This is a genomic window from Micromonospora sp. NPDC049580, from assembly GCF_040675595.1.
Lineage (GTDB): Bacteria > Actinomycetota > Actinomycetes > Mycobacteriales > Micromonosporaceae > Micromonospora.
The window spans coordinates 1-15155 of sequence record NZ_JBFAPG010000006.1 but is presented as its reverse complement, the minus strand read 5'-3'; the positions used below and the strand labels follow the sequence as shown (position 1 = coordinate 15155).

General features: G+C 69.8%; 13 protein-coding genes. 10 read left to right on the top strand and 3 right to left on the bottom strand.

Annotation, left to right across the window (positions count from 1 at the left end; all coding sequences use genetic code 11):
- Window positions 1-255 precede the first annotated feature (255 nt).
- From AB0J68_RS01165 to AB0J68_RS01155, 3 genes are read right to left on the bottom strand one after another with little or no spacing between them, the layout of a single operon-like run.
- Entirely contained in the window at window positions 256-1734 is a 1479-nt protein-coding gene (locus tag AB0J68_RS01165; protein WP_363935314.1) for a mannitol dehydrogenase family protein, read from the bottom strand.
- Window positions 1731-3143 carry a glucuronate isomerase gene (gene uxaC, locus AB0J68_RS01160; protein WP_354857506.1) on the bottom strand — a complete coding sequence of 471 codons (1413 nt, stop codon included), beginning with the start codon at window positions 3141-3143 and terminating at the stop codon, window positions 1731-1733. Before uxaC ends, AB0J68_RS01165 begins: the two co-directional genes overlap by 4 nt.
- A 38-nt stretch (window positions 3144-3181) precedes the next feature.
- Entirely contained in the window at window positions 3182-4342 is a 1161-nt protein-coding gene (locus tag AB0J68_RS01155) for a Xaa-Pro peptidase family protein (RefSeq protein ID WP_363935313.1), read from the bottom strand.
- A gap of 607 nt (window positions 4343-4949) precedes the next feature.
- Between AB0J68_RS01155 and AB0J68_RS01150 the strand changes: the two genes are divergently transcribed.
- The 10 genes from AB0J68_RS01150 to AB0J68_RS01105 form a co-directional block, all read left to right on the top strand.
- Window positions 4950-6479: a sugar ABC transporter ATP-binding protein gene (locus AB0J68_RS01150; RefSeq protein ID WP_354857503.1), complete on the top strand. Its 1530-nt coding sequence runs from the start codon at window positions 4950-4952 to the stop codon at window positions 6477-6479.
- Window positions 6476-7540 carry an ABC transporter permease gene (locus tag AB0J68_RS01145; RefSeq protein WP_363935311.1) on the top strand — a complete coding sequence of 355 codons (1065 nt, stop codon included), beginning with the start codon at window positions 6476-6478 and terminating at the stop codon, window positions 7538-7540. The genes AB0J68_RS01150 and AB0J68_RS01145 overlap by 4 nt, the downstream gene beginning before the upstream one ends.
- Before the next feature lie 13 nt (window positions 7541-7553).
- On the top strand, window positions 7554-8585 hold the full coding sequence (locus AB0J68_RS01140; protein ID WP_354857498.1) for an ABC transporter permease: 1032 nt from the start codon (window positions 7554-7556) through the stop codon (window positions 8583-8585).
- A gap of 40 nt (window positions 8586-8625) precedes the next feature.
- The gene (locus tag AB0J68_RS01135) at window positions 8626-9786 is read left to right on the top strand and encodes a sugar ABC transporter substrate-binding protein (RefSeq protein WP_354857497.1); all 1161 of its coding nucleotides are present in this window, start codon (window positions 8626-8628) and stop codon (window positions 9784-9786) included.
- Window positions 9787-9795: 9 nt separating this feature from the next.
- A complete protein-coding gene (locus AB0J68_RS01130) occupies window positions 9796-10839 on the top strand; it encodes an NAD(P)-dependent alcohol dehydrogenase (RefSeq protein WP_363935309.1) in 1044 nt (347 codons plus the stop codon).
- Window positions 10840-10917: 78 nt separating this feature from the next.
- Window positions 10918-11805, top strand: a complete 888-nt coding sequence (locus tag AB0J68_RS01125) for an SMP-30/gluconolactonase/LRE family protein (protein WP_363935307.1) — start codon at window positions 10918-10920, stop codon at window positions 11803-11805.
- A 29-nt stretch (window positions 11806-11834) separates the two neighbouring features.
- Window positions 11835-12125, top strand: a complete 291-nt coding sequence (locus tag AB0J68_RS01120) for a putative quinol monooxygenase (RefSeq protein ID WP_354857492.1) — start codon at window positions 11835-11837, stop codon at window positions 12123-12125.
- 45 nt (window positions 12126-12170) lie between these two features.
- Window positions 12171-13175 (top strand): LacI family DNA-binding transcriptional regulator, encoded by a 1005-nt coding sequence (locus AB0J68_RS01115; RefSeq protein WP_354857490.1) that lies wholly within the window; start codon window positions 12171-12173, stop codon window positions 13173-13175.
- Between the two features lie 209 nt (window positions 13176-13384).
- Complete coding sequence (manD, locus tag AB0J68_RS01110) at window positions 13385-14614, top strand: D-mannonate dehydratase ManD (RefSeq protein WP_354857487.1); 1230 nt, start codon at window positions 13385-13387, stop codon at window positions 14612-14614.
- A partial coding sequence (locus AB0J68_RS01105) for a gluconokinase (RefSeq protein ID WP_363935304.1) occupies window positions 14604-15155 on the top strand: 552 nt, incomplete at its 3' end. The genes manD and AB0J68_RS01105, both read left to right, overlap by 11 nt.

The window sequence follows — 15155 nt, the reverse complement described above, 5'->3', positions numbered from 1 at the left end:
GTTTCATCGTACGAAGGGTGGTGCGACTCCAGATCGTCCCAAAGTACGACCGGGTGGGCGCGGTTGTTGGTCGACGGTTCGATTACGGGAGCTGGAGTTTGGCGCGGACGGCCGCGGCATCCGGGTGGTCGAGGGCCGTGAGGATGTCCAGTGCCCGCTGCCAGTCGGCCCCGCCGGAGGTGGGGCCGCCGAGCGCGTGTCGGGTGTCGCCGAGCCGGCTGAGGGTGTCCGTACCGCTGCTGCGGTAGGCCCGGGCTACGCCAGCAGCCCTGCCGCCGCCGAGACGCCACGCAACCGGAGGGTGTCGAGTGCCGTCGCGACATCGTCGAGGAAATCGTCCTGCAGGACGGCGGGCAGGGGAGCGACGCCCTGCGACCCATACACGCGCTCGACGAGAGCCCGTGGCTCGCGACAGGCATCGAGCGCTTCGTCGATGCGGGCCGCGTTGGGGTCGTCGAGGACCGTGCCGGGCTGCTCGGCGTAGTGCAGCCACGTCGCCAGCGTGAGCGCCGAGACACGGGCGTCGGCCCCGCCGGCCACGAGATCGCTCGCGGTGGAGCCGACGCGGGTCGGCAGCTTGAGGGAGCCGTCGGCGGCCACCTTGCCGAGCCGGTACGCGATACCGTCGTTGGCGAACCGGCTGACGACGTCGTCGCGGTACGTGGCGAGATCCAGCCCCTCCGGCAGCTCACACAGCGACCGGCCCGCCTCGTCGAGCCAGGCGTCGAGCAGCTGGCGGATCCAGGCCACCCGCATGACCTCGGAGACGGTCTCCCGGCCGTCGAGCAGCCCGACGTAGCTGACCAGGGAGTGGCCGCCGTTGAGAAGCCGCAGCTTGACGTCGCTCCACGGCTGGATGTCCTTGACCAGCCGCACCTCGTCAGCCGGCCACTGCGGGTGGCCGGCGGCGAAGTCGTCCTCGATCACCCACAGGCCGTACCTCTCCGCGGTCACCAGCGCGTCGTCGCGGTAGCCGAGGCGCTGCGTAAGGACGTGCGCGTCGGCCTCCGTCGTACCCGGCACGATGCGGTCGACAAGCGTGTTCGGGAACCGCACGTGCCGCGACATCCACGACGCGACCTCGGCGGCGCGGTGGGAGCTCCAGCGCTCCAGGAACTGCAGGCACAGGTCGTGCAGCAGCTCGCCGCCCCTCGGTACGTTGTCGCAGCACAGCACGGTGACCCCGGGGTCGCCGCGGTCGGCGCGCCGGGCGAAGCCGCCCACCAGCTGGCCGACGACGCTGCGGTGCGGCCGCGGGTCGGCGAGGTCCTGGGCCACCAACGGTGAGTCGGTGATCAGCGTCCGCGACGAGAGCGCCGCCGCGTACCCCTTCTCCGTCACGGTGGCCGAGATGATGCGTGTGGTCGGCGCCGACAGGGTGGCCAGCAGGGCCTCCGGCTGCGACGCGGCGTGCAGCACCGACGTCACGGATCCCACGACCCGCGCGTCGAGCTGCTCGCCGCCGTTCCGGGTGACCACGGTGAACAGGCAGTCCTGCGGTCGCATCCGGTCCACGACGTCCGTGCTGCGCTGGGTCACCCCGGCGATGCCCCAGCCGGCGTCGGCGACGTCGGTCGCGGCGTCGGTCATCGCGGCCTGGTGCGCGCGGTGGAACGCCCCGATGCCCAGGTGCACGATTCCGGTGGTCAGGCCGGCCGGGTCGTACGCCGGGCGGGCCGCGGTGGTCACGCCGGGCAGCGTCCGTCGGGACAGCCGCGGCAGTGCGGCGTTCACGTCCGGTCCGGGAGGTAGACCTCGCGCGCCTGGTCACGCGTCCAGAGCCGGGCGATCTCGTGTGCCTCGTCGAGATCGAGGCGGTGCTGCGCCACCAGTTCAGCGAGGAAGCCGCAGTCCATCCGCCGGGCCATGTCGTGGCGGGCCGGGATGGAGGTGAAGCAGCGCGCGTCGTCGTTGAAGCCGGCGCCGTTGTAGAAGCCGGCCGTCTCGGTGACGAGATCGCGGTGCCGGCGCATGCCGCCCGGGCTGTCGAAGAACCACCACGGTGCGCCGATGCGCAGCGCCGGGTAGTGCGCCGCCATCGGCGCCAGCTCGCGAGCCAGCGTGGTCTCGTCGAGGGTGAAGACCACGAGGGTGAAGTTCGCGACGTTGCCGTAGGCGTTCAGCAGCTCCTCGAGGCCGTGCACGAAGTTCACCGGGTGCGGGATGTCGGCGCCGATGTCCGGCCCGTGGTCGCGGAACATGGCGCGGTCGTGGTTGCGGGTCGACCCGGGATGCAGCTGCATCACCAGGCCGTCGTCCACACTCATCTGAGCCAGCTCCATGAGCATGTGCGACCGGAACAGCTCGGCCTCGTCCTGGCTCACCGGACCCCGCAGACGTCGGCGGTACAGGTCGCGCACGACGCGGTCGGCGGCGCGGGCGGCGTGCGGGTGCACCGGGCCGTGGTCGGTCGCCGTCGCCCCGAGACGGATGAAGTCCTGCCGCCGGATGCGCAGGGCCTCCAGGTAGCCGTCGAAGGTCGACGTGTCGGTGTCGGCGACCTCGGCGAGCTGCTGCACCGACCGCACCCAGTCCAGCTTTTCCAGGTCGACCACCGCGTCCGGCCGGAAAGTCGGCACGACCGGGCCGTGCCAGTCGCCGTTCTGCAACTTCTCGTGGGCCGTCAGCGGCTGGTGCGGCGCGTCGGTGGTGGCGAGGAACTCCACCCCGAAGCGGCGGAACAGAGCCCGCGGCCGGAACTCAGGCGTGGCCAGCAGGGCGCTGAGATCATCGAATAGCCGGTCGGCGGTGTCCGGGCCGAGGGGAGTGTCCAGGCCGAACACCTCGACCAACTGCTGCTCGATCCACACCCGGGTGGGCGTACCGCGGAACAGGTGCCAGTTGGCGGCGAAGACACGCCACGCCTCGCGCGGCGAGGCGGCCGTGACGCCGGCGGGCCCGGCCAGGCCGAGCTGCGCCGGGGACAGCCCCTGCGACATCAGGATTCGCTGAACGTAGTGGTCCGACTCCACGAACAGCTGGTACGGGTCCTGGAAGGGGCGGTCCTCCGCCAGCACCCACGGGTCGATGTGCGTGTGCGGACAGAACAGGGGCAGTGCGCGGACCGCCTCGTACAGCTCGCGGGCGATCGCCCGTGCACCCTCGCCCGCCGGCAGCAGGCGATCCGGATGGAGCCCGGTCATCACAGTCCTTTCTCGACACCCTCAGCGACTCGGTCAACTCACCAGAAGTTGCGCATGGGGAAGTTGTCCAGCGGTTCCAGGCCGTCCTGGGTGACCCGCACGATCCGCTCGGTCCGCAGCCCGCCGACCTCGGGAACGTTGATCGTCGCCTTGAGCGTGAAGACCATGTCCTCCTCGAGCACGGTCTCGTTGCCCGGGCCGATCCACGGCAGCTCCTCCTCCGGGTCCATGCCCGTGCCGTGGCCAGTGCCGCGGCCCATGGCCTCGCTGGAGTACGGGGCGTACCCGCGCTCGACCAGTACGGCCTGCATGACCTTGTTGAGCTCGTCGGCGGTGATGCCGGCCCGGGCGGTCTCCAGCCCCACCTCGACGGCGTCGGCGGCGGTGTCGATGATGTCGCGCTGCTGCCGGGTCACGGACCCGTAGGCGAAGCCACGGCCGCCGTCGGCCACGTAGTTGCCGTACCGGGCGCCGATGTCGGTCATCACCATCTCACCGGGGCGCACGACGCGGTTGGTGGGCAGGGCCAGGCTGAACCCGGCGCGCGGACCCGACTGCACCATCGACAGGTACGCGGGGCCGTCGGCGCCGGCCTCGATCATCGCGATGTCGGCCACCCGCGCCATGTCGCGTTCGGACATCGGGCCGTTGTTCTCGAGTGCGGTCCGGATGGCGTCCATGGCGAGGTCGGTGATGCGGGCGGCCTCGCGGAGCTGGCCGAGCTCCCACGCCGACTTGCGCGCCTTCTCCAGGGCCACCGCCGAGGTGGGTACCAGTGGCGCGCCGCCGAGCGCCGCCGCGCAGCGCTCGTGCAGGTGCGCCGGGATCAGGCCGTGGCCGGCCAGGCCGACCGGCCCGGCGCCCTGGGCCGCCAGCAGGTCCGTGAAGGTCTGCTCGAGCGACCCGAAGGTCTCCACCCGGAACGTCGACATCTCACGCGCGTAGTCCAGCGTCCCGTCCCCGACGAGCAGCACTGGCTCGCCGTCGAGCGGCAGCACGAGCAGCGCCAGGGCGATGTCGTGCACCCCGTCGACGGGGCGGAAGTCGGTGAAGTAACGGACGTTGGCCGACCGCCAGCAGTCGCCATAGGACAGGACCGCGCCGAGCCCCTCGGCGGCCGCCCGCCGGCGCACGCGGGCGATGCGGCGCTCGATCTCCTCCAGCGGGATGGCGGTGGGCGGGGCGGGAACGGCGGTCATGAGCGGGGCTCCTTCGGCATTCCGGTGGACGTGGCGTCGTGCCCTGCCGGCACCGGCGGTGCGCGGACGGCGGGCTGTGTGAAGTGGCGGTACGCGGCCGGCGAGACCCGAGCGCGAGATGGTGGACGCCTCGGCGCTGCCGACCGGGGAGATCAGTGGAGATAACGTTTACCAAGCCGGCGTCGCTGTCAAGCCCCGAACCTTCTTCGCCGTTGCGTGTCGTGTCTCGTCCCGGCTCCCGGAAACGCCATGTCTTCGCGCGAAACCCCAGCTCAGAGTCCCATATGACGGTCTGGCCGAACGCCGTCAGGAAGCCCGGTGCGGGTCCTGCCCCCGGGTGGCAGAGTCGCTCAGGCGGCTGAGAAATCGATTCCTGAAGTGATTGACACGACAGTCGTACACGTCTAACGTCTCGCGGCACGACACCCCGTGCGAGACAACGAGACCGGCCGTCACCACGGTCCGATCCCGGGGTCAGAGCGCGCGCCGGCAGTTCGGCGCGTCCCAATTCCTTCGGCAAAGGCGAAATGTCATGTCGGACAGTTCCACGGCTCCTCGCCGGTCACCCAGTGACGGCGACGGCGCCCTCGTTCAGGTGCGCGACGCCGTGAAACGTTATCCCGGGGTCGTGGCGCTCGCCGGGGTCAGCGTGACGCTGCGTCGCGGCGAAATCCACGCACTGTTGGGTGAGAACGGCGCCGGCAAGTCGACACTCATCAGGTTGCTGTCGGGCATCACCACGCCCGACTCCGGCGAGATCCTCCTCGACGGTGCGCCGGTGGCCCTGCGCAAGCCGCGCGACGCCCAGCAACTCGGGATCACCACGATCCACCAGGAGCTGTCGCTGGCCCCGGACCTGACGGTGCTCGAGAACATCTTCCTCGGCCGCGAGCTGCGCAGCCGCCGATTCGGCCTGCGCCTTCTCGACGAGCGCGCGATGCTGGGCAAGGTCCGCGACCTGGCGGTCGAGTTCGGGCTGACGCCGGACGACCTCGACTGCCGGGTCGCCTCGCTGGGAGCTCTCAAGCAGCACGTCGTGGAGATCCTCAAGGCGCTTGCCTTCGACTCGCGCCTGGTCATCCTCGACGAGCCCACCTCGGGCCTCGCCGACCACGAGCGGGAGAGCCTGTTCGGCCACATGCGTGCCCTGCGCGACCGCGGCATCGCCGTGCTGTGGGTGACGCACCGGCTCGACGAGCTCTACGGCCTGGCCGACACCATCACGGTGCTGCGCGATGGCACCCACGTGGCGACCCTCGACGACGTGAGCGCGGCGACGCCCGACGAGCTGGTGCGACTCATGGTCGGCAACAAAGCGGAGACGGTCGGCGCGCTGGCCACCGGCAGCGTCGCGAGGGACACCCGGTGGCAGGGGGACCGCAGCGAGGTTCTCCGCCTGACCGGAATCACCCGGCTGCCACTGACCGACATCGACCTGACGCTGCGGCGTGGGGAGGTACTCGGCATCGCCGGTATCGCCGGGGCAGGCCGCACCGAGCTGGCGCGGGTCATCCTCGGCGCGGACCGCCTCGACTCCGGCGAGATCGCGGTCAACGGGCTGGTGACCCGGATCCGTAACCCGCGCCAGGCGTACCGCCTCGGCATCGCGCTCGTACCCGAGGACCGCAAGACGACGGCGATCCTGCCCGACTTCACGATCTCGAAGAACATCACCATCGCCGATCTGCGGCGCGTCGCGCGCGCCGGCGTGGTGCTCGACCGCCGTCGCGAGAACGCCGTCGCGACCGGCTTCGTCAAGGACCTCGGCGTGCGTACGCCGGGCGTCCACCAGAAGATCCGCAATCTCAGCGGCGGCAACCAACAGAAGGTCATCGTCGCCCGCTGCCTGTTCACCCAGCCGTCCGTGCTGATCTTCGACGAGCCCACGCAGGGCATCGACGTGGCGGCGAAAGCAGAGGTCTACCGGCTGATCCACGACTTCGTCGACAACGGGGGCGCCGCCATCGTCATCTCGTCGGAGTTGCCCGAGCTGCTTCGGGTCAGCGACCGGATCGCCGTGATGCGCGAAGGCAGGCTCGTCGGCGAGGTGGAGTGCGGCGGCGACAGCACCACCGAGATGGATGACCGTAGAGCGGAGAAGATCATGGCTCTCGCAGTGCGCGGCGGTGTCGCATGAACCTGGCTCGGCGCGTCGCCCGGCTGCTCGCCGTCGACGGCGCAGCAGTGGTGCTCGCATTCATCATCATGGTGGCCTTCTTCTCGGTGAAGTCCGACGTCTTCCTGACCGGGGAGAACCTGCGCAACCTCCTCGTCGAGGCGGTGTTCGTCGTCCTCATCACCGCGGGCATGACCTATGTGCTGCTCGTCGGCGGGATCGACCTGTCGGTCGGCGCCACACTGGGACTGTCCGGCGGCGTCACGTACTTCAGCCTCCTGCACGGCGTTCCCGTCGTGCTGGCCGTGGCGATCGGCATCCTGTTCGGCGCCTTCGTCGGCGCCGTCAACGGCCTGATCATCAGCGGCCTCGGCGTCAACGCCTTCATCGTCACGCTGGCGATGATGAGCATCGAGTTCGGCGTGCTCGCGGTCCTCACCGCCAAGGTGACGTTGGCCGGAGCCAACTCCTCGACGTTCTCCTCGATCGCCGGGGAAAGCGTTCTCGGGATCCCGATCCCGGTCGTGATCTGCGCGGTCATCGTGCTCGCCTTCGAATGGATGCTCATCAAGACGCCGTTCGGCCGCGGGGTCTACGCGGCCGGCATGAGCCCACGGGCCGCGCACCTGGCCGGTGTGTCGGTCAACCGGGTGCGGTTCCTGGTGTACGTGCTGTCGGGCGCGGCCGCCGGTCTGGCCGGCGTGGTCCAGGCGTCCCGGCTGAACTCCGTGCAGGCCGGCCTCGGATCGGGCTACGAGCTGACGACCATCGCCGCCGCCGTCCTGGGCGGTATCAGCCTCGCCGGTGGCCGGGGCACTGTCTGGCGGGGCGTCATCGGCGCGCTGTTCCTGGCGACGCTCAGCCGCGGGCTGCAACTGCTCGGTGTCGACCCGCTGTGGTTCACGATCGTCACCGGCGCCAGCATCATCCTCGCGATCGCGTTCGACCGTGGCGTCCAGCGCGTCGCCGCCGGCTGGCTGACGCTCAAGTCGCCGACCGCCACCCCGCCGGAGCGGCGCGACGACGACGGGATCGCCGGCACCCGGTCACCGAGTCCCTCCGCCCTCTCTTCCGTCGATTGAGATGACTCCTGCCATGAGTACATCCGGGTCCATCCCGTCGGTCCGGCGTCTCGCCTCCGCCGCACTGGCGAAGCCGAGCACCGGTGTCATCGTCCTGTTGCTCGGCATCTGCGTCTTCATGGCGTTCACCGAGCCGGTGTTCCTGACGTTCAACAACTGGTCCAACGTGTTCAACCAGTCGGTCTACGTGCTGATCCTGGCGATCGGCATGACCGTCGTGCTCATCACCGGTGGCATCGACCTCTCGGTCGGCGCGGTGCTGGGCCTGTCCGCCGGGGTGATGGCCGACCAGATCAACACCGGGCGGCCGTTCATCGCGGCGTTCATCCTGGCCCTCGCCGCCGGCGCGGTCCTCGGGCTGTTCAACGGCGTGCTCATCACCCGGATCGGCCTGCCGGACTTCGTCGCCACGCTGGCCACCATGGGCATCGCCAGCGGCCTGCTGTACCTGTGGACCAGCGGCTTCCCGTTCACCGACTACATGCTGGACGTGTACTACACGCTCGCCGGGCGCGAACGGTACCTGGGCTTCGTCACCGTCCCCCTGATGCTGTCGCTGCTGATGGTCGCGGTAGTCGCCTTCGTCATGCGGCGTACCTCGTTCGGCCGGCACGCCTACGCCGTCGGCAGCAACGCCGACGCGGCCCGGTTGTCGGGCATCAACGTCAACCGCGTACGCGTCACCGCGTACGTCATCAGCGGCGTGCTCGCGGCGCTGGCCGGTGTGCTCCTGGCCGGGCGCACCACCACCGTCGCCCCCAACATGGGCCTCGGCTACGAGGTCCAGGCCATCGCGGCGGCCGTCATCGGCGGGGCCGCGCTGTCCGGCGGACGTGGCCGGGTGGGTGGTGCCGTCCTCGGCGCGCTCGTCCTCACGGTCGCCAACAACGTGATCAACATTGCCGGCGTCAGTGCCGAATGGCAGCAGATCGTGCTCGGTTCGATCCTGTTGCTGGCCGTCACTCTCGACCGGGTCGGCACCCTCGGCTACGAGCGATCCCTGGCCCGCGCCCGCCGGCAGGCGGTCGTCGCCGCGGACGCCTGACGTCGCTTCCCCAACCCACCACCTTTCTCGGAGGCCTGCAATGAGTGACGCCCGCAACGACAACCTGCCGTCCCTACCGTCGCGTCGAAACTTCCTCAGAGGTGTCAGCCTGATCGGCGGTGCCGCGGTCGGCGGCAGCCTGCTCGCCGCGTGCTCGAGCAAGGAGGTCGACAACAGCCCGACCGGCGGCGGAGGCGGCAACGGGGGCAGCCCGATCAGCCAGAAGTACGACGACGCGGTTCGGAAGATCGTCAACGGTCGCACGATCCAGATCGGCTACACGGTCCCGGTGCTGTCCGAGTACTTCAACGAGATCCAGGGCGCCGCCTGGCGCAAGATGGCCGAGTACGAGGAGCGGTTCGGCGTCAAGTGGAAGTGGGAGCGGTCGGCGCCCACCGCCAACTACAAGTCGGTCGAGCAGCACGTGGGCATCGTGCAGAACTGGGCCACCCGTAAGTTCGACGCCATCTTCATCTGCACCTCGGCCAACTTCGCCACCATGCAGGGCGTCTACCAGCGGGCCGCCGAGCAGGGCACGATGGTGATCGAGTACAACATGCCGATCGAGCTCTACCCGGCCGACCAGCTGCGGACCGCCGCGACGGTGGGTTACCAGAACGAGACCCAGTCGGGTTACCTCGCCGGCAAGTACATCGGTGACAAGCTGAACGGCAAGGGCCGGGTACTGGCGCTGTTCGGCCCCGCGGGGTCCGACTACAGCAAGATGCGCGGCGACGGCCTGAAGCGGGCGTTCGCCGAGTACCCCGACGTGAAGCTGGTCGCCCAGGCCGACGGCGGCTACGTGCGGGACAAGGGCTTCGCGGTCGCGCAGGACCTGCTGGCCGCCAACAAGGACATCAACGCCATCTACGGCGAGAACGAGGACATGGCGCTGGGCGCCTCGCAGGCCATCGACCAGGCCGGCCTCAAGCACTGGGACGGCAAGGAAGGCATCCTCACGATCGGCGCAGACGGCCTGGTGTCGGGCTGCGAGAAGATCCGTGAGGGCAAGCTGACCGCGTCGGTCGACGTGGGCCCGGTCGACAACGGACTGCGCCTGGTCGAGACGATGTTCAACCGCGTCGTGCTCGGCAAAAACATCGACAAGGTGACCTACGTCGGCACGCAGATCATCGACAAGAGCAACGTCGACGCGCCGCAGGCCTACCTCCAGTGGGCCCTGGACGCCAAGAAGTACTAAGGAGAACCAGTGAAGGCCGCACGACTGCACGCCTACCACCAGCCGTTGGTCATCGAGGAGGTCCCCGACCCCGAGATCACGGGCCCCTTCGACATCATCGTGCGTACCGGCGCCGCCGGCCTGTGCCGGACCGACCTGCACATCCAGTGGGGCGAGTTCGAGAAGGAGCACGCCGACGCGGGGCTGGACCTGCCCTACATCCCCGGCCACGAGAGCGCCGGCTGGATCGAGGCGGTGGGGGAGGGCGTCACGCACCTCGCCGTCGGCGACGCGGTGATCCTGCACCCCTTCGTCACCTGCGGCGTCTGCGCCGGCTGCCGGGCCGGCGACGACATGCGCTGTGAGAACGCCGTGTTCCCCGGCCTCTACGCCGACGGCGGGTTCGCGCAGAAGATCAAGACCGGCGCGCGCGCCGCGCTCAAGATCGCTGACAACCTGCACCCGGTGGACGTGGCCCCGGTCGCGTGCGGCGGCGTCACCGCCTACCACGCGGTGAAGCGCGCCGCGAAGCTGCTCGTGCCGGGTACCCAGGTCGTGGTGATCGGCGCGGGCGGCCTCGGGCACGTGGGCATCCAGTGCCTCACCGCGATGACCCCCGCCGAGATCATCGTCGTGGACAAGAACGCGGCGGCGCTCGAACTCGCCAAGAGTTGGGGGGCCGAGCACACGGTGCTCGTCGACGGCGATCAGGTGGAGGCGGTCAAGGCGCTGACCAAGGGGCGCGGCGCCGACGTCGTGATCGACTACGTCGCGGAGCGCGGTGCCGAGAAGTGGGGCGTGGACATGCTTCGCTCCTTCGGCACGTACTTCGTCGTCGGTTACGGCGGTGAGCTGCAGGTCGATACCAAGCGGATCATCAACAACGAGCTCAACTTCGTCGGCAACCTGATCGGCAACTTCAACGAGCTCGGCGAGTTGCTCGCGCTGATGGCCCAGGGCAAGGTCACGCTGCACACCAAGACCTACCCGCTCGAGCAGATCAACGAGGCGATGGCCGATCTCGAGGGCGGCCGTCTGCAGGGCCGCGGAATCATCGTCCCGAACGAGTCCTGACGTCCCGTGCGACGCGCCCCCCTCCGCCGGGAGCGGGGCGCGCCGTGACTGCAAGACCGGCACAGAACGGAGTCGATGATGACCGCTGTCCAGGGTACGGCCGGCCGGCCGGCGCAACTGGTCACGGACGAGCCGCTGAGGCAGCTCACGACCGGTTACCTCTTCACCGAGGGCCCCTCCTGGCACCCGCACGAACAGTCCCTGACGTTCACCGACATCCCGGCCGGCCGCATCTTCCGGCTCGACGCCGCCGGGGACGTCACGGTGGTGCGCGACCCCAGCAACAAGGCCAACGGCACCGCGTACGACCGGCAGGGCCGGCTGGTGGTGTGCGAGCACGCGACCAGCCGACTGGTACGACGCGAGCTCGACGGCTCGTGGACCACCCTGGCCGACCGCTACGACGGCAGGGAGCTCAACAGCCCCAACGACGTCATCGTGGCGAGCGACGGCACCATCTACTTCACCGACCCGCCGTACGGGCGGACCAGCGAGTTCGTCGGGGTGCTGCGCGAGGTTCCGCTCGACGTGTGCGGTGTCTACCGGCTCGTTCCCGACACCGGCGAGCTGACTCTGCTGATCGACGATCTCGACGGCCCGAACGGATTGTGTCTGTCGCTCGACGAGAGCGTGCTCTACGTCAACGACACCGAGCACGGGAACATCCGCCGGTTCCGGCTGCAGGACGGGCGGGGGACCGGCGGAGAGGTGTTCGCCGTCACCAGCGGCCCCGGTGACCCGGTGGTCGACGGTCTCAAGATCGACTCGACGGGCAACGTCTACTGCACCGGCCCCGGCGGCATCCACGTCTACTCGCCGGACGGCGCCCACGTCGGCGTCATCGAGGTGCCCGAGGTCGTCGGCAACTTCGTGTGGGGCGGCGAGGACCTGTGCACCCTCTACATCTGCGCGAGCACCAGCGTCTACAGCGTCCGCACGACAGTGGCCGGTCTCGCCGCGTTCTGACGTTCCTAAACCGACAGGAGAACAAGCTGATGGAACGGTTCGTGTTCGCCCGGGTCGAGGCCAAACCCGGGTCCGTCGACATCCTGCGCGACGCGGCGGTGGCGCTCGTCGAGCCCTGCCGGGCCGAAGAGGGCAACCTCGCGTACAACGTCTTCCAAGGCGCCGACAACCCGCGTGAGATCTGGTTCCACGCGCACTGGCGCGACCAGCGTTGCCTGGACAATCATGGCAGTACTGAGCACGTGGCCGCGTGGTTGAATATCGTCAAGGAGTACGCTGTCGCACCAGTCGACGTACACGTTGCCGTCAAGCAGGCGTAGGGCGAGACGAGAAGGCCAGCGTGGTACGGGGGCCGGTGAGTCGAGATGCGGGAAATAACCATCAAGGACGTCGCCAAGGCGGCGCGCGTCTCCACCGCGACCGTGTCGCGGGTCGTCAACGGGAACACCAGCGTCGACCGGCAGCTCGCCGACCGGGTCGAGAAGGCCATTGAGGAGCTCGGATACCGGCCCAGTGTCCACGCGCGCCGGCTGGTGGCCGGCCGCACGTGGCTCGTCGGGGCCCTCGTGCCGGACCTGTCGAACCCGTTCTTCCCGATCGTGCTCCGGGGGCTCACCTCGGCCGCCGAGGAGGCTGGCTACAGCGTGGTCGTCGCGGAGTCGGGCGAACACGTCGAGCGTGAGATGAAGCTCGCGCTCGGCCTGCTCGCCCAGACCGACGCGCTCGTGCTGTGCTCGCCGCGGATGGACATCGAGCAACTGCACGAGCTGGCGGTGCAGTCGTCGCCGACGGTCTGTGTGAACCGGGCACAGAGCGGCCTCGGGATGCCCTGCGTGACAGTCGACGAGTACGAGGCGGCGCTGTCGCTGGCCGGGCATCTCGCCGGGCTCGGGCACCGGCGTATCGGGTACCTGCAGGGCCCGCCGGGGTCGTGGTCGGACTCGGTCCGGTGGCGCGCGCTGCGGGCCGCCTCGTCGTTCGGGCTCGACGTCGTGCCGTTCCCGTGCGGCCCCGACCTCGAGGCCGGCTACGCCGTCGCCCGGCAGCTCGCCGACAGCGACGTGACCGCGGTGGTGGCGTTCAACGACTACGTCGCCCTCGGCGTGCTGTCGGGCCTGCAGGAACTCGGCGTCAAGGTGCCCGAGGAGCTCTCGATCGCGGGCTTCGACGACATCCCGTTCTCGGCCTACGCCACCCCGCCGATCACGTCGGTCCGGCGCCCCGTCGTCGAGTTGGGCCGGCAGGCGTGGCGTGCGCTCGAAGCGCGGATGCAGGGCCTGCCGGTGAGCGACCCGCCGGTGCTGTCGAGCGAGGTGGTCGTGCGTGCCTCCACCGCAGCCCCTGGCCGCAGGCCCGCTGACGCGCCGTAGCCGCTCGACCTGTTCACCGTTTTGCCTGACCGCCGCGGTGGCGGTCCGGTCCGATCCGTGACCGGGTCGCCGGGGCAGCGCGTCGCCGGCCGGAGCGCCCGCTGCCGGCGTCCGGCCCGGGGCGCAACGAACGTTTTCTCCCGGTGGCTTGCGAGCCGGGAAGCACCATCCTGACGAACCGCCCGAGCATCACCTCAGAAAGGCACCCTGTGAAGATCGTCGCAGCAGACGTCATCGTCTCCAGCCCTGATCGCAACTTCGTGACGCTGAAGATCACCACGGACGAGGGCATCACCGGCCTGGGCGATGGCACGCTCAACGGGCGGGAACTCGCCGTCGCCTCCTACCTGGCCGACCACGTCGTCCCGCTGTTGCTCAACCAGGATGCGCACCGCATCGAGGACACCTGGCAGTTCCTGTACCGCTCGGCGTACTGGCGCCGTGGACCCGTCACCATGGCGGCCATCGCCGCCGTGGACGTGGCGCTGTGGGACATCAAGGCAAAGGCGGCCGGGATGCCCCTCTACCAGCTGCTCGGCGGCGCGTCCCGCACCGGCATCAGGGCGTACGGCCACGCCTCCGGCCGTGACCTGCCGGAGCTGTTCGACTCGATCCGCCGGCATCTCGAGCTCGGCTACAGGTCGATCCGCGTGCAGACCTCGGTTCCGGGTATCAACGCGGTCTACGGCGTCGCCGCGCAGTCCGGTGCGGACAACAAGCGGTACGACTACGAGCCGGCACAGCGCATCCCGCTGCCGGCCGAGGAGGACTGGGACACCCGCGCCTACCTGCGCCACCTTCCCGGCGTCTTCGAGGCGGTCCGCAACGAGTTCGGCCCCGAGCTGCCGCTGCTGCACGACGGCCACCACCGGATGACCCCCATCCAGGCCGCCAAGCTCGGCAAGGCGCTGGAGCCCTACGACCTTTTCTGGCTCGAGGACTGCACCCCGGCCGAGAACCAGGAGGCGCTGCGGCTGGTCCGTCAGCACACCACCACGCCGCTCGCCATCGGCGAGGTCTTCAACACGGTGTGGGACTACCAGACGCTCATCCGGGAGCAGCTGATCGACTACGTCCGCTCCGCGGTCACGCACACCGGCGGCATCACCGCCATGCGCAAGCTGCTCGATTTCGCCGCGCAGTACCAGATCAAGTCCGGCATCCACGGGCCGACCGACATCTCCCCGGTCGGTATGGCTGCCGCCCTGCACCTCGACCTGGCGATCCACAACTTTGGAATCCAGGAGTACATGCAGCACGGCCCGCTGACCAACGAGGTTTTCCGGCAGTCCTTCACGTTCACCGACGGCTACCTCCACCCGGGCGATCAGCCGGGGCTCGGTGTCGAGCTCGACGAGGCCGCGGCCGCCAAGTTCCCCTACGTGCCGGCCTACCTTCCGTTCAACCGGCTCAAGGACGGCACCGTCCATGACTGGTGACGGCGCCGTCGCCGGTCGGCGGGTACCGGCTCCCACCCGACACGTAGTCGTGATGGGTGTGTCGGGCTGCGGCAAGAGCACTGTGGCCCGGGGCATCAGCATCGCCGCGGGCCTGCGGCTGGCCGAGGCGGACGAGTTCCACTCCGAGGCCAGCGTGGCCAAGATGCGGTCCGGCGTCCCGTTGCAGGACGCCGACCGCTGGCCCTGGCTGCGTGCGCTGGCCGCCTGGATGGCCGCCCGGTCCGCTGAGGGAGTCTCGACCGTACTGGCCTGTTCGGCGCTGGAACGGTCCTATCGGGACGTGCTCCGGCAGGGGCCACCGGAGCTGGACTTCGTGCACCTGGACGGGCCCACCGAGGTGATCCGGGAGCGGTTGTCGCAGCGGATCGGGCACTACATGCCGGCCTCCCTGCTGGATTCCCAGCTCGCGACCCTCGAACGGCCCCAGCCGGACGAGCCCTGCCTGGTGCTCGACGTCTCCCTGCCGCCGGACCAGCTCGTCGCGGCGGCCGTGAGCGGGCTCGGCCTGCGCGTTCCAGAG